The following is an 18,572-nucleotide window of genomic DNA, read 5'->3' as shown; positions in this document are numbered from 1 at the left end:
ATGACGGGGGCGGCGGAGCGGGTCGACCGGCCCGATACGGTGCCGGTCGTGCAGCTCCGCCGCGATCCGGTGGCATGGCTGATCGCGCTGCTGGTCTGGTTCTCCTGCGCATGGTTCGGGTCGTGGGAGTTCAATCCCAACAACGCCGTGCGGATGTTCGCCACGCTGTCGCTGGTCGAACAGGGCGATGCGACGATCGACGAATTCGCGCCCTTGACGATCGACAAGGCGCAGTTCGGGGAGCATTATTATTCGGACAAGGCACCGGGGATGACCGTGCTCGGCATCCCCGCCGTCGCCCTTGCCGACCGGGCATCGGGGCAGCGCGCCGATACCTTCGTCCCCGCCTTCGAAAATTCCGCGTTCAACCGTTTCCTGAAGGTCCGCATCCGGCTGGTCGCGGCGACGATCTGTGCGGTGTTGAGCGCGCTGGCAGCGATGCTGCTCTACGATCTCGTTCGCCGGATCTCCGGCGATATCGAGGCGGGGGCGGTCGCCGCGCTCGCCTATGGGCTGGGCACGACCGTCTGGGGATGGTCGACCACGATCTTCGGCCATGCGCCGGTCGCCGCGCTGCTGCTGATCGCGAGCTGGGCGGTGTGGCGCGGGACCGGGCCGGCGCGATCGCGGGGGCATGCCGTTATCGCCGGGCTGGCGCTCGGCTGGGCGGTGTTGATCGAGCATTCGGCATTGATCGCCGGGCTGCCGGTTGCGGGCTTCGCGCTGTGGCGGTTGCGCGACCTGCCGCGCGCCACCGCCATACGGACGGTCGTCGTCGCCCTGGCGGCGGGGGCGAGCGCGCTGGTCGTACTGCTCGCCTATAACCTGATCGCGTTCGGGACGGTGTTCCGGCTCGGCTATTCGGGTGTGGCCGGCTTTGCAGGGATGCAGGAGGGGCTGTTCGGACTGACCTATCCCAAGCCCTATGTGTTGTTCGAACTGGTTTTCGGCGAGCGGCGCGGCATGGTGTGGGTCGCGCCGATCCTGATCGTCGCGCCGTTCGGGTTGGCGATGCTGGTGCGTGATCGCGCCACGCGCGATCTCGGCTGGCTGGCGATCGCAGGGGCGGTGGTGCCGTTCCTGATCAACGCCTCCTATTATTACTGGGACGGCGGCAACGCGACCGGGCCGCGCCATGCGCTGCCGGCGGTCGGATTCCTGTGCATCGGCATCGGTGCCTTCTGGGCACGGACGACCCGCTGGTCGCGGGTGGCCGTCGGCGCGCTGCTGGCCGGGTCGGTCACGTTGAACATGGCGATCGCCAGCGCGGAGATCACCGCCCCGCAGGACGAACCGCGCGCACTGTTAAAGTCGGTGTTCGCGGCGCGGTTCGATCCGGGGTATTTGCGGACGGTGGCCGATGAATGGTTCGGGTATACGCCGTGGCAGGGGCTGGCGATCTGGGCGTTGGTTGCCGGGTTGCTGACGGTTGCTTTGGCGGTGTTGGTCGGGCGGGCTAAGGCTGAAGGAAGATAGGGTTCACGCGAAGGCGCGGAGACGCGAAGGCGTTGCGTTCCGGGCGACGGTCGCGCGATCGGGAGACACCTTCACCAGTTGCAACGGAGATGAGACCGCTGGCGCGGGTGGGTTGCCCGCTGGCGAAACCCCTTCGCGTCTTCGCGCCTTCGCGTGAACCATTCTTCTATTCCGCCGCCTGCGCCTGACGTTCCGGAATGGCAAAACCGAACTTGGCCTCGACCGCCGGGTCGAGCCACGCATGGATATGGGCGAGATCGGCGTCGGATACCGGTGGGTAGGCGGTCGGGGTGAAGCTGCGCCGGCCCTGTCCCTTGTACGTGTCCTGCGCGATGAAGGGATCGGCCATCGCAAGGCCGGTCGCGGCGGCGAGGTCGACGATCACGCCGGCCGGATCGGCGCAGAACGCCGCATGGCCCAGCAATGCCACATGATGCGCCCGGTCGTGCAGCCCGGCCCAGTGACGCAGCTTGGCGGTGCGCTTGGCCACCGGATTGGCGAAGCGATCGCCGGTATCGGGGCAGCGTTCGTGCAGCATTTCGCGCCCCAGCACCGGATGATCCGCCTCGACCCCCCAGAATTCGCTGTCCCAATAGCTATGCCACGGCGCGCGGATGAAGTCGGAGAATCCGAGTTTTTTTATCTCGGGATGGGCGTGCCATGGCTGGCGATGCAGGCTGCGCACCCAGTCGACCGGGTCGCGCGCCACCACCAGCACCATCACGTCGCGTGGGAACAACACCTGTTCGGGTACGAACCAGTGTTTGAAGCCGTAGCTTTCGGTAAAGGCGGTGCGGCCCAGATTGGCCTCGATAGACCGGATCAGAACGTTGGTGCCCGAACAACGCTGTCCGTACACCTGGATCGAGCGGATCGGCGCGTCGCCGCGACGCAGGATCGTCAGGCCGGGGCGCGGATTGGACCAGCCGTCATGCGTCATCATGCAGGTTCTATTCCCATCTAAATCATCGGAAATCGTTGAGCTTCCGAAATAATTTCTGCTGAAGGCAGCTACGCGGGGAGCCGGAATCGGTTCCGCCGCGTTCGTGCGGCCAAGACGGGTTTCTCCGGGGGGTACATGACGACGCGGCCGATCACCTTCTTCATCCACCATCAGGGTCGCGGCCATGCCAATCGGGCGATCGCAATTATCCGGGAACTGCCCGCCGACCGGCGGGTGACGATCCTGTGCGCCCGCCCCGACCTGTTCGACGGATTCGACCGCCCGATCGAGATCGTCGCCCTGCCGAACATGATCGGCGCGCCGGTGCCGACCAGGGCCTTGTTCGACCAGCCGACGCCCGAAGTGCTGCACTGCGTGCCGCTGGGCGTCGAGGCGACGCGGCGGACGATGCGGACGATCCTCGACCATCTCGACGATGCCGCACCCGCGCTGTTCGTGGTCGACGTTTCGGCAGAGATCGCGCTGATGGCGCGGATCGCCAGCGTGCCTGCGATCAAGATCCGGATGCATGGCGATCGCACCGATCCGGGGCATCTGGGCGCGTATCAGGCATGCGTCGGATTGCTGGCGCCGTTCGACGAAGCGATCGAACAGGACGACTTCCCCGATTGGGGCCGGGCCAAGACCTGTTACACCGGTGGCCTGTGCACCACGACCGATCCCGTGCCGACCAGGGACGAGGCACGGGCGAAGCTGGGCATCGATCCTACCCAAGAGGTCGTGCTGGTGCTGACCGGCGGCGGCGGGGCGGGGACGCCCTATGCGCCGCTGACCATGGCGGCGCGGGCGGTTCCGCAAGCCCTGTGGCTGGTGATCGGGCCGGTCCACCGCGAGGGGCATGAGACCGATTTCGGCAATCTGGTCGAGCGCGGCTGGGTCGAGGGCGTCACCGATTACATCGCCGCCGCCGACGTCGTCATCGCATCGGCGGGGGACAATACGGTGCACGAGATCGCGCGGGTCGGCCGCCCCTATATCTGCGCGCCCGAATGGCGGTATTTCGCCGAACAGACGCGCAAGGCCGACCGGCTGGCAGAGGTCGGCGCGGCGGTGGCGCTGCACCAGTGGCCGGGGTCGCTGGCACCGTGGCGCGGGCTGCTGGATGCGGCGAAGGCACTCGATCCGGCGGCGCTGGCCGCGCTTTACGACGCGGATGCGGCGGCGCGGGCGGCGGATTATATCGAGGGGCTGGCGGTGCGGCTCTGGGCGGAGTGACGCGCGGCGCGGGCGAACGACGCCGCGCTGATGCACCATAGCGCGCAGAACAGGCCGGTGCCAATCGCCACTTCACGGACACCGTTCGCGCCCGGTGAGGCCCAGCCGAGGCTCCAGCCGACGATGCCCGCCAGCAGTTGCGCGACGGCGGCGACGGCCATCGCCTGTGCCATGCCGCGTGCCGTGAAGCGGGCGAGGACCACCCCGCCGAGCGCGACGAGCAGCACGATGCCGAACAACGCATTGGCGGGATTGGCTTCGTTGCCGAGAAACCCGACCGCCGCATTGACCCAGATCAGCAGGAACGCAGTGACGACCGCCACCATCGTGCCGAAGCGATAGGCGATGTTCGACGATGCCAGCAGGCCGAGTTCGACCGCGCCGCCCGCCAGCGCGAACAGGATCGCGGCGAAACCGTAATCGGACGACGTCCATGGCGCGCCCAGCAGGGCGGGCATGGCGAGCAGCAGCAGCGCGCCGCCCCAGCCGAGCAGGTGTGGATTGATCGATCGGGGCATGACGGTCCTTTCGCGGTCTTCGTACCGGACCCTATGGCCGGTCGGTGTCGGCCGCGAATGGATGGCCTGTGCAGATTCGGTGAAGAATGCGCGGTCGTTGCGTCGACCAGTGTGGTTCCCCTCCCGTTTCGGGGAGGGGAGCGGTCCGGGGCGACCTGCGCCGCCCCGTTCCTCACTTGATGTCGAGCATCACCACCGACTTGGCCGGCAGCGTTACCGTCAGCGTGCCGTTCGCGACCTGTGCACCGGTAAAGGCGGTCGGGGTCACGGCGTTCGGGTTGTCGAAGGTGTTGTGCGCGGTGATCGTGGGCGCGGTCAGCACGCGGCCGGTGACGGTTGCGCCGTTGATCCCGGTCAGCGCCGCCGACACGGTGGTCGGACGGTTCGGATCGGCGTTCGACAGGGCGACATGGACCACCCCGTCCTTGCCGCGCACCGCCGAGGCCGACACCGCCGGCATCACCCATTTGTCGCGTGAGTAATAGGGGCTGTTGACCGTGATCGGCAGCACCGTGCCGTCCATGAACGGCTTGTACATTTCGAACACGTGATAGGTCGGCGTCAGGACCATCTTCGGCCCGTCGGTCAGGATCATCGCCTGCAACACGTTCACCATCTGGGCGATGGCGGTCATCTTCACGCGGTCGGCATGTTTGGCGAAGATGTCGAGGTTGATCGCGGCGACCAGCGCGTCGCGCATCGTGTTCTGCTGGCGCAGGAAGCCTGGCGTCGTGCCCGGGTCCTGTGCATACCACGTGCCCCATTCGTCGACGGCCAGCCAGACGCGCTTTTGCGGGTCGTACTTATCCATCATCGCAACGTGCTTGGTGATGTATTCGTCCATCCGCCACGTCAGCGCGAGCGTTTCGGCCCAGCTCGATTCGTCGAACTGCGTCGGAGAGGCGCGCGGCGGCCAGCTGCCCGGAACCGTATAGTAATGGAGCGAGACGGCATCGATCTGGCCGATCGATTCGCGCATCATCACGTCGGTCCAGTTATAGTCGTCGTTGTTCGCGCCCGACGCGATCTTCAGGATGCGGCTGCCGGCGGGCGATTTGATGAAGGTCGCGAAGCGGCGGGTCTCGTCGGCGGCATATTGCGGGCGCATGTTGCCGCCACAGCCCCAGAGTTCGTTGCCGATGCCGAAATAGGGCACCTTCCACGGTGCCTTGCGGCCGTTCTTTGCGCGTTCGTCGGCAAGTGTGCCGGCCTCCTGCGTCATATATTCGACCCACTCGGCCATTTCGCGCGGGGAGCCGTTGCCGACATTGCCCGAGATATAGGCTTCGGCGCCGACCTGTTCGGTCAGGTCCATGAATTCATGGGTGCCGACCGCGTTATCCTCGGTCACGCCGCCCCAGTGGTTGTTGATCTTGACCGGGCGCTTGTTCTTCGGCCCGATACCTTCGCGCCAGTGATATTCGTCGGCGAAGCAGCCGCCGGGCCAGCGGATGACCGGCACGCCGAGGCGCTTCAGCGCGGCGACGACGTCGTTGCGGAAGCCGCGCGTGTTGGGAATTTTGCGGTCGTTGCCTACCCACAGGCCACCATAGATGCCGTTGCCGAGATGCTCGGCGAACTGGGTGAAGATGCGGCGGTCATAGGTCGGACCCTGCTGGTCGCCCCGGATCGCGATCTGCGCCGGCTCGCCCGGCTGCGGCGTGGTGGCGGGCGTCTGTGCCGACGCGGTCGCCGCGATCAGCAGCGATGCCGTACCGAGCACGAAATTGCGCGCACGGGTCCGCATCGTGCGGCGCGCAGTGGATTGGTCACGCATTGGGTTCTCGCCCCCTCCTGACTTATTCTTGTCGGACTATTGGGTAGCGGGCATGGGCAAGGGGATCAAGCGTTGATCGACATCCGCAGCCGCTTTGCTTGCGCGGCGGCGGCGGGTATGAAGGACGCTATCCAATAACGAACGAGGTTAGCTTTTGACGTCTTCTCCCCAGTCGTGCGGCCTCGTCGCGGTCCTTGGTGCTCCGAATGCGGGCAAGTCGACGCTGGTCAATGCGCTGGTCGGACAGAAGGTCGCGATCACCAGTCCCAAGGCGCAGACGACGCGCACCCGGTTGATGGGCATCGCGATCGAGGGGAATACGCAGCTGTTGCTGGTCGATACGCCGGGCATCTTCGAACCGAAGCGGCGGCTGGACCGGGCGATGGTGTCGGCGGCGTGGGAGGGCACGGCGGGTGCCGATGCGGTCGCGGTGGTCGTGGATGGCAAGGGCGGGATCGGGCCGAAGGTCCGCGCGATCGTCGAGCCGCTCGCCGGGCGGAAGGAATCGAAGATATTGATCCTGAACAAGGTCGATATCGCCGACAAGCCGCGCCTGCTCGACCACGCCGCGCGGCTGCACGAACTGGCGGCGTTCGAGGAGACGTTCTTCGTCAGCGCGACGACCGGCGACGGCTTGCCCGAGATGAAGGCGGCGCTGGCGAAGCGAATGCCCGAGGGGCCGTGGCATTTCCCCGAGGATCAGGTGAGCGATGCCACCGACCGGATGCTGGCGGCCGAAGTGACGCGCGAGCAGCTGTATCATCAGCTGCACGAGGAACTACCCTATGCCAGCGCGGTCGATACCGAACGCTATCTGGAGCGCGAGGACGGGTCGGTCGAAATCCACCAGCAAATCTATGTCGCGCGCGATACGCAGCGCGCGATCGTGCTGGGCAAGGGCGGGCAGCGGATCAAGGAAATCGGCGCGACCGCGCGCAAGGAATTGCAGGAACTGCTCGGCGTGCGGGTGCACCTGTACCTGCATGTGAAGGTCAAGCCGAACTGGGAAGAAGACCGGATGCTGTACCGCGATATCGGGCTGGATTGGGTCGAGTAGGGGCCAGCGTCCTCCGTCTCACAGCCGTCATTCCCGCGCAGGCGGGAATCCATAGACGTTATGGTGGCGAACTCTGCCCGGATGTCGGCGTATATGGATTCCCGCCTGCGCGGGAATGACGGAGGCAATGGGACGGGGCGCTCTCAAAACAGCTTGCGCACCGACAGCTTGATGATCCGCCCGTACGGATCGAGGAACGAGGGCTGGAAACGGAACGGCACCGCGCCGTTCCGGTCGCGGACGTCGGGTCGGTCGTTGAGGATATTCTGCACCTCGAACTGGAAGGTCATGCCCTTGGCCCACGCCGCCTTGGGGGCGAGTTGCTGGCCCTCCAACTGCGAATAAAAGCCCATGAACGTCGCCGGGGTGAAGCGCAGGTCGGATGCGGCGATCGTGCTGCGGATGCGGGTCGGTGCCTGCCAGAGGATATAGGTACCCAACCGCACCGGGCCGTAGGAACCGCCGACATTGCCCTGCACTTCATAGCGCGGACGCCCGCTATTGCCGTCGAGCGACGCGCCATTGAGCAGGTCGAGCTGCGACTGGCCGGGGGCCAGCACCAGCTGATCATCGAGCCGGACGGTGAAGGTGGTGAAGCTCCACAGCATCGGGCGCTCCTTGGGCGGAGGCGGGGACGGCGCGTCCTTGGCCGGGGGCGTCGGTGCGGGCGGTTTGGGGCCGAGTTGGCCGAAGAACGACCAGCCGGTGGTGATCTTGCGTTCGCGTTCGCGCAGCGCGTTGATCGGGCGCAGGTCGGCGCGCAGCAATTGTCCGGCGGCATCACGCGGAAATCGTTCGGGAAACGCCGCTTGCAGCGCGGCGGTCGCGCTGCCCGGATAGACCAGCTGATCGGTGATCCGCGTGTCGACATAAGCAAGGTTCAGGCGCAGCTCGCTGCCCTTGATCGGTTGCCAGTCGACGCCGAGGGTGCGGATTTGCCGCTCTTCGGGCGCGAGATCGATATTGCCGCCGCCGGTCACCACGATCAACGTGCTCACGCCGGTCACGAAGTCGAAGAACGGCGTATTGGGGACGGTGACGATCGGATTGGTCAGCGCCGCGATCGCCGGCGGCGTCCGGGCGGTGTTGATCGATGCGGTGATCTGGATCGGACGCCACGGATTCCAGCGCAGCGCGAGGTTGCTGCTGGTCAGGTTGCCATAATCCGACACCCCGGTCAGCCCGAGCGTCGCATTGGCCGAAACCGTGCCGATGGCGTCCAGCACGCCACGATCGGCCGAGGTGATCGGCAGGTCGAGACTGGCGCTGCCGCCCGCGATCGTCCGGGTGAGCGACGTTGCCGCCTCGGCATTGTCGGCCAGCCGCCCGGTGCTGTTTGAATAGGCGTAGTCTGCGTTCAGGGTCAGCAGCGCCTGTCCGGCGGGCAGATCGAACAGCGGGCCGTTGGCGGTCGCCTTGGCCGTGGCGGTGTTGGTCAGGGTGCGGCTGCGGACGATGATCCGGCCGGCGGTGGCGACGCGACCGGACAGGTCGTACGGATCGGCGCCGGCATCGACCGCCGCCTGCAACACCGCCGGATCGACGCCGCGATCGACCGAGGCGCGGGCGCGGACGCGGTCGAATTCGCCGCTGACCGTCCACATCCAGCGACCGATCCCGCCCTGCACGGCCGATCCGGCATGCAGCGTCAGATTGTCGTTGCGCTGGGTCAGCGCGCCGGCTTCGTCCAGATAGCGATAGAGCATCACGTCGCCGCCAAACGGGCTGGCGGGATTGGCGGCGGGCAGGCGCAGCGCGGCCCCCTGCAACCCGGCCAGCGCGAAACCGCGTTGCGCGTCCACGATCAGGTTCAGCGACCCGGTCAGGGTTTTGCCGATCGGCACGGCATGGGTCATGTCGACCTTCAACTGGTCGTTGCTGCGGAGCGACAGGAAGGGCGAGAGATCGGTCGCGCGGGTCGTGCCGGCGGTATAGGCGCTCAGGCTGTCGCGCCGGGCCGGATCGGTCGGCGCGGCGGTGGCGGTGACCGCGCGGCCGGCGAGGCGATCGAGCGCGGGGTCGATACTGCCGCCGTTCAGCCCGCGCAGATTGCCGGTACGGTCGAACACCGTGTCGCTGTCGATCTGATAGGGGCGTTCATCGGCGAATAGGGGGTTCTGCCGGTCGTATTTGATCGACAGCAAGGTGCGGCGGTCGCCCTCGATCCGGGTCGTGCCCAGTTCGACGCGCGCGGTGCCGCCGCCGCCATCGGTGGTGGTGCCCGCCCCCTGTTCGATGGTCAGCGCGCGAAAATGTTTCCTGGTGACGAAATTGACGATGCGGACCGTGGCCGGGAACCCGAACCGCGCCGAATCCTGTTCGTTCAGGATCTCGGTCCGCTCCAGCGCTTCGGGTGGCAGGGTCTGGATCTCGCGATAGCCGGAGATGCGGCGGCCGTTGAGCAGGAACACCGGTTCGCCGCCGCTGTTCGACGTGGTCAGCGGCTTGAGCAGTTTCAGCAGGTCGTTGATGCTGGTCACGCCCAGGGCGCGGATCGCCTCCGCATCGAGCACCGCGACCGGTGCGGCCTCGCCCAGCGCCGATCCCGGCGGACGCTTGCCGGTGACGACGATGTCGTCCTTACGTCGGTCATCGGTGGCCGGTTCGGGATCGTCCTGCGCCAGTGCCGGGGCAGGGGCCATCACCAATGCCGCCCCGGCCAGCATCCGCCAGCCGTTCCGCCCGTGTCCCGTCATGCAGCATGCTCCATCGTCGTTGCGAGCGCGCAGTAGGCGGCGTTTCCGACCGGATCGTGGCGAAACGAGGCAACCGCGCGGCGGGGCGATTCTATCGGGGGAGTGCCGCGGCGTGCATCGGCAGCGACCGCGCAGCGCGGCGATAGGCGGCATGCATGTCGCGCAGCGCGGCCTCGACCGAATCGGCGTTCAGCCGGTCGACGCCCGGTTCGTAGGCCGCGGGCCATAGCTCCTGTCCGGTCAGCACCGCTGCCCAGCTGGGAACCGCGAAGATGTCGCCCGCCTGCGGGATCAACCGCCCCTGCGCGCGCCATAATTCGATCCGGTGCGCCAAGCTGTCGGGCACGGTCATCGCCTGCATCGTACGCCAGAAGTCGCTGTCGTTGCGGGTCGTCGCCTTGTAATGCAGCACGACGAAGTCGCGGACCGCCTCGAACGCGCGGGCCATGTCGGCATTAAAGGCGTCGCGTTCGGCCGGGTGGACGGCAGCGCCCGGAAACAACGCGATCAGCCGCTGGATGCCATGCTGGATCAGGTGGATGCTGGTCGATTCGAGCGGCTCGACGAAACCGGCGGCAAGGCCGAGTGCGACGACATTGTGCGACCATGCCTTGCGCCGCATACCGGTGGTGAACGACAGCGACCGGACATCGCCGCACGGCTCGCCCGGGGCATGGTCGCGCAGCAGGCGTTCGGCATCCTCGGCGGTGGTGAAGCCGCTGGAATAGACATGCCCGTTGCCGGTGCGATGCTGCAACGGTATCCGCCACTGCCATCCGGCGGAATGGGCGGTAGCGCGGGTGTAGGGCGGCAGCGGATCGAGCCGGGTCGTCGGCATCGCCAGCGCGCGGTCCATCGGCAGCCAATGCCGCCAGTCGTGATAGCCGGTCGCCAGCGCCCCTTCGATCAGCAGCCCGGCAAACCCCGAGCAATCGACGAACAGATCGCCGGCGATCGTCCGGCCGTCGTCCAACCGGACCGCAGTGACGTCGCCCGTCCCGCCGTCGCGATCGACCTGTACGACCCGCCCCTCGTGGCGGACGACGCCCTGTTCCTCGGCGACGCGGCGCAGCAGCGCGGCATAGAGGGTCGCGTCGAAATGATAGGCATGGGCGATATGCGCGAGCGGGGTGCGGTCGCCCGCCGGCGGGATCCCGAACCGTCCCTCGCGCGCGGTGACGGTGCACATCGAATAATCGGTCAGCCCGGTATCGCCGCCGCGCGCCCGGTGGCGCAGCCACAGTTGGTGGAATGGCACACCGTGGAAATCCTGTCCCGCCGCGCCGAAGGGATGGAAATAACGCTGCCCGATCCGGCCCCAATCGACGAATTCGATGCCGAGTTTGTAGCTGCCCATCGTTTCGCGCAGGAAGCGGTCCTCGGCGATGTCGAGCATGGCGTTGAAGGCACGGATCGGCGGAATGGTCGCTTCGCCGACGCCGACCGTACCGATCGCGTCGGATTCGATCAGCGTGATATGACGCCCGACCGGTCCGAGCGCGCGCGACAGCGCTGCCGCCGCCATCCAGCCTGCCGTTCCCCCGCCGACGATAACGACTTGCCGTACTAATGCATCCGTTGTCGACACAGTCGCAGGTTTTGGCATGGCCCCCTCCTTTGCCGGTTCAGGATCGAATCACCGGCGGCCGATCGTTCGAATATCGTATTATCGGCAACGATCTTGCCCGATCCCGGCATGTGGCAAGGGGTAGTGCGATATCGATCCGGCGTCGACCGTCGGGTTCGGCGCACATGCGCAATTGGTAGCGATATCAGCAACCCTTCAGCAACAAATACCGCTTGAAAGTAGGACAAATAGATAATAGCGATTTGTCATATAGAACATAAAATACAAAAAGGGGGGGTATAATGCGTCGTTTCACGCTGATGGCGTCGGTCGCCGTCGTGCCAATCATGCTGGCTGCCGCGCCAGTATTCGCGCAGGTTTCGCCGACCGACAGACCGGTCGGTGCCGATGCCGGCGAAACGGTCGAAGTGCCGGACGCGACCAAGAAGGACGACGAACAGTCCGAAATCCTGGTGCGTGGTCTTCGCCGCAGCCTTGCCAGCTCGCAGGCGATCAAGCGCAATTCGGACTCGATCATCGACGTGATCGTCGCTGACGATATCGGCAAGCTGCCGGATTACACCGCCGCCGAAAGCCTGGCGCGTATCGCCGGTGTCCAGGTCACCCGCTTCAGCGATGAAGTGAACGGGGTGCTGATCCGTGGCCTGCCTGACGTTGCGACGTCGTATAACGGTCGCGAACTGTTCACTGCCGAACTGCGCCGCGTGCAGTTGCAGGATTTTCCGGCACAGGCGATCGCCAGCATGGAAGTGTACAAGTCGGGTACCGCCGATCTGGTCGAACCGGGTCTTGCCGGCCTGATCAACGTCCGCACGCGTCGTCCGCTCGACTTCAACGGCCGCGTCATCGCCGGCGGCTTCCGCGGTACCTATAATGACCAGAGCCGCAAGTACGATCCGGGCGGCAACGTGCTGATTTCGGACCGCTGGAAGGTGGGCGACGGCGAAATGGGCCTGCTGGTCAACGCCACTTTCGCACAGTCGCAATATTATAACGGCGTCCGCTACAATGCGAGCTATGTCCGCGATTCCCGTTACTCGGACTTCGGTGTGCAGGGAGCGAAGGTTCGCGACAATTTCGACAAGGGCAACGCCAACGGCCTCTTCTTCTTCCCGAACAATGTCGGCCTGTATAATGATGGCGGCAAACGGTATCGTCCGTCCGGCAACTTCTCGCTGCAGTATAAACCGAACCCCGACACCGAAATCTATGTAGAGGGCATCTACCAAGGCTATCGCGGTCGCGGCTATGCCGACAATTTCGACGTGCCGCTGGAGCAATGGGGTCCGAATTCGACCCCACCGGTTTTCACCAACGTCGTGCTGATGGACGGGCAGTCGTACAACGACACCAAGCTGCTTCCCGGCAAGGAGCCGCCCTATGACGTGACGACGGTACCGCAGGCGGTATCGCTGTCGAAGACGTCAGGCTCCGAGCCGCAGGGCTATCGCAACACGACGCAGGACCAGACCAACACCTATCAGATCGCGACCGGTGCGCGCTGGCAGACCGATCGTGCGACGCTGTCGACCGACCTCGCCTATAGCCGGAGCCGCTACACCCGCGACAATTACAGTCTCGATTTCCGTACCATCGGCGCAAAGTCGGTCGACGTCGCGTTCAATCGCGATGGTGGCGTGTCGTTCAACTTTCCGAGCTGGGACCCGTTCAACCCCGCCAACTATATGTTCCGCGGCTATTATGAAGCCACGTACGATGTGAAGGGCGACGACTGGCAGTGGCGCGGCGACCTCGCGCTCGATACCGACTGGGCCGTTCTGCCGAAGATCCAGTTCGGTCTGCGCGCGACGAAGCACCACAGTGAGCGAACCACCGATGGTTCACGCTATGCCGAATTGTCGGCGGCATTGATCCCCTATGCATCGTTGCCGATCGGCGACCTGGCGAAGACGATCGATCCGTTCCGTGGCAGCGCGCAGGGTTTTGTGTCGTACCTCCAGCCGCCGCGTGCCGGCATCTACGAGAACCGGGAAGCACTGCGGAAGCTGAGCTACGATACGCTTGCCCAGTTGGTGGCACGGTTCCCGAACGATCAGGGGTATAAGGACCGGCTGGCCGAATGGAGCACCGAAACGGTCCAGCCGCCCACGACTTCGGGCTGGCAGGCCGACGAGAGCACTTACGCGGCCTATGCGCAGGGCAAGTATAATTTCGCGCTGGGTGGGCTGGAAATCGATGGCGTCGTCGGCGTTCGCGCCGTCATGACCCACGGCACCAGCTTCGGTGTATCGAACATCTGCACCCTGAACGATGGCGGTACGCCGGCCGATCCGCGGGATGACACCTGCATCCGCTCGCTGTCGGAGCGGACCGAGAAGCAGGACTATCTCGACATCCTGCCCAACGTCAGTGCCCGTTTCAAATTCACGCCCGAACTGCAACTTCGTCTCGGCTACACCAAGACGCGGACCAAGCCGAATTTCGGCGACCTCAATCCGGCGCTGAACATTCAGCCGGTGATTTACCAGCCGTGCCTCGAACCGACCGCCCCGAACTACAATCCGACCGACACCACGAGCTGCCGGATTCCGGGCCGCATCTACCCGAACTATAGCGGGTCGCAGGGCAACCCGTCGCTCAAGCCGTTCACGTCGACGAACTACGACATCAGCCTCGAATGGTATTTCTCGAAAACGGGCTTCGTCAGCGCGTCGGTGTTCCAGCGGGACATTTTCGGGTTCACGACCGGGGTGCAGCGGTTCCGCAACGATCCGCAATTCGGCATCTTGTCGTTGTCGAGCCCGATCAATGCGGGTGATGCGAACATCAAGGGCGCGGAAGCCAATTTCCAGACCTTCTTCGACTTCCTGCCGGGCGCTTTGAGCGGTTTCGGTGTCTCGGGCAACGTCAGCTACCTGACCGGAAAGAACCGTTACCCCAATGGCTACAACCCGAATACCGACACGTTCGAAGGCGAGGGCGCGTATCTGACCATTCCCGGCCTGTCGAAATGGACGTATAACGCCGCCTTGTTTTACGAGAAGTCGGGTCTCGTCGCCCGCGTCTCGTACAACCGGCGTTCGGACTGGGTGAACCGGTATAATACCGACCAGCTGAGCGGCTTCCAATATTCGGGCGAATCCACCTATGCCCGCGATCGGCTCGACGCCGGGGCGAGCTATGACATCAACAAGAACATCACCGTCAGCGCCGATATCGGCAACATCCTGGCGCGGCCGTTCCGTAACTATGTCAACTTCCAGCCCGGCCGGTCGTCGCCGATCGACGTGCGCGACGAGGGTCGCTACTATGGCGTGGGTCTGCGCTTCCGCTTCGGCGACTGAGCGCGATAAAAAAGGGCCGGCCCTCCGTGTCGGAGGACCGGCCCCATTCCCGTGACCCCGTTACGCAACTCGGGGTCGGGAAAGGCTTAGCGGCGGCAGTAGCGCGGGGCGTCCGACTTATCGATCGCCCGGCCGGCCAGTGCGCCGACGCCACCGCCGAGGATGGTGCCGAGCAGGCGGTTGCCATTGCCACCGACCTGGTTGCCGAGCAGGCCGCCGGCGATCGCGCCGATCACCGTGCCGCCATCGCCATTCTCGCATCCGCGATTGTTGCTGCGGCGGGCGTAGTTGCGGTCGTTGTAATAGCCGCGGTCGCCGCGATATTCGCGATAGCTGCGGCCGTCGCGATAGTCCCGCTCGTAGCGGTCCCCGCGCCAGCTCTGCGCCGATGCGGCGGTGGGAGCGGCGGCGGTGGCGACCGTGGCGAGTGCGGCGGCAGCGAGCGTCAGCTTCTTGAACATGGGTCTTCTCCCTCAAATCTGGCGACGGTCCGAAAGTCCCTGGCGGTTGGTCCGTCTGTGATTTGGGGTATGCGCCGATTCGCTTGAGCCGATACTGAATGCGCCTGTTAGCTGCCGTTCATTATCGGGCCGGAACGGTCGCGGCGCACATGCGGGTTTTGCTTTAGTTCCGTGCCCCGAAACCCTATATACTCGCTATGGCAACGAACCCCAATCAGAACGACTACGGCGCAGACTCGATCAAGGTGCTCAAGGGGCTGGATGCGGTCCGCAAGCGCCCCGGCATGTATATCGGCGACACCGACGACGGCTCCGGCCTGCACCATATGGTGTTCGAGGTCAGCGACAATGCGATCGACGAAGCGCTGGCCGGACATTGCGACCGCATCCTGATCACGCTCAACGCCGACGGGTCGGTCTCGGTCGAGGATAACGGCCGCGGCATTCCGACCGGCATCCACAGCGAAGAAGGCGTGTCGGCGGCCGAGGTCATCATGACCCAGCTGCACGCGGGCGGTAAGTTCGAAAACACCAACGACGACAATGCGTACAAGGTGTCGGGCGGCCTGCACGGCGTCGGCGTGTCGGTGGTCAACGCGCTCAGCGACTTCCTCGACCTGACGATCTGGCGCGACGGGCAGGAGCATTACATGCGCTTCCGCCGCGGCGATGCCGAGGCGCCGCTGAAGATGGTGGGGCCGTCGGACAAGCGGGGTACCCGCGTCACCTTCCTGCCCAGCCCCGACACGTTCAAGATCGTCGAATTCGACTTCGACAAGCTTGAACATCGTTTTCGCGAACTGGCATTCCTGAACTCCGGCGTCCGGCTGGTGCTGGTCGATGCCCGGCACGAGGAGCCGCGCGAAATCGAACTGTTCTACGAAGGCGGGATCGCCGCGTTCGTGAAATATCTCGACCGGACCAAGACGCCGCTGATGCCCGATCCGATCGCGATCCACGGCTTTCGCGACGATGTCGGCATCGACGTCGCGCTGGAATGGAACGACAGCTATTATGAGAACGTCCTCGCCTTCACGAACAACATTCCGCAGCGCGACGGCGGCACGCACATGGCGGCGTTCCGCGCCGCGCTGACGCGCACGCTCAACAACTATGCCGACAAGTCGGGCATGTTGAAGAAGGAAAAGGTCAGCCTCACCGGCGACGACATGCGTGAGGGGCTGACCGCGATCGTATCGGTCAAGCTGCCCGATCCGAAGTTCAGCAGCCAGACCAAGGACAAGCTGGTTTCGTCGGAAGTGCGTCAGCCCCTGGAAGCGCTGATGGCCGACAAGCTGGCCGAGTATCTTCAGGAAAATCCCGCCAATGCGAAGTCGATCATCCAGAAGGTCATCGACGCCGCCGCCGCGCGCGAGGCCGCCAAGAAGGCGCGCGAGCTGACCCGGCGCAAGGGCGCGATGGACATCGCCTCGCTGCCCGGCAAGCTGGCCGATTGTCAGGAGCGCGATCCCGCCAAATCGGAACTGTTCTTCGTCGAGGGTGACTCGGCCGGCGGATCGGCCAAGCAGGGCCGCGACCGCCATTTCCAGGCGATCCTGCCGCTGCGCGGCAAGATCCTGAACGTCGAACGCGCACGGTTCGACCGGATGCTCGCCAGCCGCGAGATCGGGACGATCATCACCGCGCTCGGCACCGGTATCCGCGACGATTTCAATCTCGACAAGCTGCGCTACCACAAGATCGTCATCATGACCGACGCCGATGTCGACGGCGCGCATATCCGCACGCTGCTGCTGACCTTCTTCTATCGCCAGATGCCCGAGATCATCGAGGCGGGGCACCTCTATATCGCGCAGCCGCCGCTGTATAAGGCGACGAAAAGCCGGTCCGAAGTGTATCTGAAGGACGACAACGCGCTCGACGAATATTTGGTCGAGGCCGGGGTCAGCGCGCATGTGCTGGAAAGCCCGGCGGGCGCGCGCAGCGGCGACGACCTGAAGGCGCTGCTGGGTCATGCCCGGCGGATGCGGACGCTGATGCGCTATGTGCCGCGGCGGTACGACATGGGCATCGTCGAGGTGCTGGCGCTGGCCGGCGTGCTCGATCCGCAGATCAACGACACCGACCGCCAGACGCGGTTGCAGGACGCGGTGTCGCGGATCGGGCGGACCGATGTCGAGGCGGACTGGACCGCGCGCGTGACCGAGGATGGCGGGTTGCAGTTCCAGCGGCGCTGGCGCGGGGTGACCGACACCCACAATATCGAACCGGCGTTCCTGCTGTCGGCGGAAGGGCGCAAGCTCCACAGCCTCGCCGCCGAGGAAGCGGCGAGCTATGCCGGCGTGTCGAAGCTGGTGAGCGCGCGCAGCGCCGCGAGCGATCCCGTCGCCGAACCCGAGGTCGAGGAGGGCGAAATCCCCGCCGTTGCCGCCAAGGGCGAGACACTGGTCGCACGACCCAGCCAGTTGCTCGACGCGATTCTCGCCGCCGGGCGCAAGGGACTGTCAATCCAGCGCTACAAGGGGTTGGGCGAAATGAACGCCGAGCAGTTGTGGGAAACGACGCTCGACCCGTCGAACCGGTCGATGCTGCGGGTGGCGATCGATCAGGCCGATGTGGCCGATGAGATCTTCACGCGGTTGATGGGCGATGTCGTCGAGCCGCGGCGCGACTTCATTCAGGAAAATGCGTTGAACGTCGCCAATCTGGACGTGTGAAATCGGTCTCATGTTCCCTTATGCGAATAATCGGAAACGGAAGCAGAAAGCCGGAATTTGGGATCAAGTCGCTGAATAGGTCAGGCGCGTCTTAACACGATCAGAACAGCGCGACGGGCGGGGCCGTCGTGGCGCTGTTCGCTCGAGATGGCGTGGCGCCGATCCTGACGTCGATCGTCATCGATGTGCTGCGGACGCCGGATTTCGAGGACGAGACGAAACTTGCGTTCGTCATGGCAGCGGGGCTCGTCTCCGACACCGCCGGCCTGCCGCTGGTCGTGACGAACCTCGTCAACATCGTGTCGGCCGCCTTCTTCAAGACCGGTTTGCCAACGATGCGCCGCGATGGTGCCGGTCGACCTGTTGGCGATTACCGCCACGCTGCGCGCGCTGATGTTCTTCTTCGTCGTGACATACCGCGAAATTACGATGTGGCCGTGCACCGCGCTCGCGGCGCCGCGATCCGTGACGCCGCGAATTCCGATAGCGCCGGATCAAAATTTCTTCCCGTAGCACTTGCCAATATATTAGAGGATTCTACATAAGAATAAACTTATGGAGTGGCGGCGATGTTCAAGCCATCGATGAACCTCGCGACATTCGAAGCGAAGGCCGGACAGGTTGCCGACACGCTGAAGGCGATCGGTAATGCGCGCCGGCTGATGCTGCTGTGCAAGCTGGTCGAACATGGCGAGCTGACGGTCGGCGATCTCGCCCGCGATGTCGGCCTGTCGCAATCGGCCTGCTCGCAGCACTTGGCCAAGATGCGCGACGAAGGTCTCGTCACCTATCGGCGGCAGAGCCAGACGCTCTGGTACGCCATTGCCGACGCCCGCG

General features: G+C 65.1%; 11 protein-coding genes and 2 pseudogenes. 7 read left to right on the top strand and 6 right to left on the bottom strand.

The features are described from left to right. Positions 1-1,476, top strand: a complete 1,476-nt coding sequence (locus ASE91_RS03560) for a hypothetical protein (protein WP_056622703.1) — start codon at positions 1-3, stop codon at positions 1,474-1,476. Positions 1,477-1,642: 166 nt separating this feature from the next. Here ASE91_RS03560 and ASE91_RS03555 read toward each other — a convergent pair whose 3' ends face one another. Continuing rightward, the gene (locus tag ASE91_RS03555; RefSeq protein ID WP_235530292.1) at positions 1,643-2,416 is read right to left on the bottom strand and encodes a hypothetical protein; all 774 of its coding nucleotides are present in this window, start codon (positions 2,414-2,416) and stop codon (positions 1,643-1,645) included. Positions 2,417-2,554: 138 nt separating this feature from the next. On the opposite strand from ASE91_RS03555, the gene ASE91_RS03550 reads away from it, so the two are divergent. After that, positions 2,555-3,655 carry a glycosyltransferase gene (locus tag ASE91_RS03550; protein WP_056622699.1) on the top strand — a complete coding sequence of 367 codons (1,101 nt, stop codon included), beginning with the start codon at positions 2,555-2,557 and terminating at the stop codon, positions 3,653-3,655. Here ASE91_RS03550 and ASE91_RS03545 read toward each other — a convergent pair. Beyond that, entirely contained in the window at positions 3,616-4,173 is a 558-nt protein-coding gene (locus tag ASE91_RS03545) for a hypothetical protein (protein ID WP_056622697.1), read from the bottom strand. The genes ASE91_RS03550 and ASE91_RS03545 overlap by 40 nt on opposite strands. Before the next feature lie 172 nt (positions 4,174-4,345). Next, entirely contained in the window at positions 4,346-5,920 is a 1,575-nt protein-coding gene (locus ASE91_RS03540; protein WP_056622695.1) for an alpha-N-arabinofuranosidase, read from the bottom strand. A gap of 184 nt (positions 5,921-6,104) precedes the next feature. On the opposite strand from ASE91_RS03540, the gene era reads away from it, so the two are divergent. Then, positions 6,105-7,007: a GTPase Era gene (gene era / locus ASE91_RS03535; RefSeq protein WP_056622693.1), complete on the top strand. Its 903-nt coding sequence runs from the start codon at positions 6,105-6,107 to the stop codon at positions 7,005-7,007. A gap of 143 nt (positions 7,008-7,150) precedes the next feature. On the opposite strand, the gene ASE91_RS03530 is transcribed toward era, so the two are convergent. After that, positions 7,151-9,703: a TonB-dependent receptor gene (locus ASE91_RS03530; protein ID WP_235530291.1), complete on the bottom strand. Its 2,553-nt coding sequence runs from the start codon at positions 9,701-9,703 to the stop codon at positions 7,151-7,153. 91 nt (positions 9,704-9,794) lie between these two features. Beyond that, positions 9,795-11,309, bottom strand: coding sequence for a tryptophan halogenase family protein (locus ASE91_RS03525; protein WP_056622677.1), 1,515 nt, complete (start codon positions 11,307-11,309; stop codon positions 9,795-9,797). A 263-nt stretch (positions 11,310-11,572) separates the two neighbouring features. On the opposite strand from ASE91_RS03525, the gene ASE91_RS03520 reads away from it, so the two are divergent. Further along, complete coding sequence (locus ASE91_RS03520; protein ID WP_082453782.1) at positions 11,573-14,596, top strand: TonB-dependent receptor; 3,024 nt, start codon at positions 11,573-11,575, stop codon at positions 14,594-14,596. A gap of 86 nt (positions 14,597-14,682) precedes the next feature. On the opposite strand, the gene ASE91_RS03515 is transcribed toward ASE91_RS03520, so the two are convergent. Then, positions 14,683-15,057: a glycine zipper 2TM domain-containing protein gene (locus tag ASE91_RS03515; protein WP_056001271.1), complete on the bottom strand. Its 375-nt coding sequence runs from the start codon at positions 15,055-15,057 to the stop codon at positions 14,683-14,685. A 197-nt stretch (positions 15,058-15,254) separates the two neighbouring features. On the opposite strand from ASE91_RS03515, the gene gyrB reads away from it, so the two are divergent. The 3 genes and pseudogenes from gyrB to ASE91_RS03500 all read left to right on the top strand — a co-directional run. Continuing rightward, the gene (gene gyrB / locus ASE91_RS03510; protein WP_056001274.1) at positions 15,255-17,735 is read left to right on the top strand and encodes a DNA topoisomerase (ATP-hydrolyzing) subunit B; all 2,481 of its coding nucleotides are present in this window, start codon (positions 15,255-15,257) and stop codon (positions 17,733-17,735) included. Between the two features lie 125 nt (positions 17,736-17,860). Continuing rightward, positions 17,861-18,280 (top strand): annotated as a pseudogene (locus tag ASE91_RS18585) (ArsB/NhaD family transporter); the annotation flags it as partial. 24 nt (positions 18,281-18,304) lie between these two features. Beyond that, positions 18,305-18,572: pseudogene (locus ASE91_RS03500) on the top strand (ArsR/SmtB family transcription factor); the annotation flags it as partial.

Source organism: Sphingomonas sp. Leaf62 (genome assembly GCF_001421915.1).
GTDB lineage: Bacteria > Pseudomonadota > Alphaproteobacteria > Sphingomonadales > Sphingomonadaceae > Sphingomonas.
This window is presented reverse-complemented; position numbering and strand designations above follow the sequence as displayed.

Excerpts from the sequence above, each read along its gene's own strand:
- ASE91_RS03560 (WP_056622703.1), top strand. The coding sequence starts at position 1 with ATGACGGGGGCGGCGGAGCGGGTCGACCGGCCCGATACGGTGCCGGTC.
- ASE91_RS03555 (WP_235530292.1), bottom strand. The coding sequence starts at position 2,416 with ATGACGCATGACGGCTGGTCCAATCCGCGCCCCGGCCTGACGATCCTG.
- ASE91_RS03550 (WP_056622699.1), top strand. The coding sequence starts at position 2,555 with ATGACGACGCGGCCGATCACCTTCTTCATCCACCATCAGGGTCGCGGC.
- ASE91_RS03545 (WP_056622697.1), bottom strand. The coding sequence starts at position 4,173 with ATGCCCCGATCGATCAATCCACACCTGCTCGGCTGGGGCGGCGCGCTG.
- ASE91_RS03540 (WP_056622695.1), bottom strand. The coding sequence starts at position 5,920 with ATGCGGACCCGTGCGCGCAATTTCGTGCTCGGTACGGCATCGCTGCTG.
- ASE91_RS03530 (WP_235530291.1), bottom strand. The coding sequence starts at position 9,703 with ATGACGGGACACGGGCGGAACGGCTGGCGGATGCTGGCCGGGGCGGCA.
- ASE91_RS03525 (WP_056622677.1), bottom strand. The coding sequence starts at position 11,309 with ATGCCAAAACCTGCGACTGTGTCGACAACGGATGCATTAGTACGGCAA.
- ASE91_RS03520 (WP_082453782.1), top strand. The coding sequence starts at position 11,573 with ATGCGTCGTTTCACGCTGATGGCGTCGGTCGCCGTCGTGCCAATCATG.
- ASE91_RS03515 (WP_056001271.1), bottom strand. The coding sequence starts at position 15,057 with ATGTTCAAGAAGCTGACGCTCGCTGCCGCCGCACTCGCCACGGTCGCC.
- gyrB (WP_056001274.1), top strand. The coding sequence starts at position 15,255 with ATGGCAACGAACCCCAATCAGAACGACTACGGCGCAGACTCGATCAAG.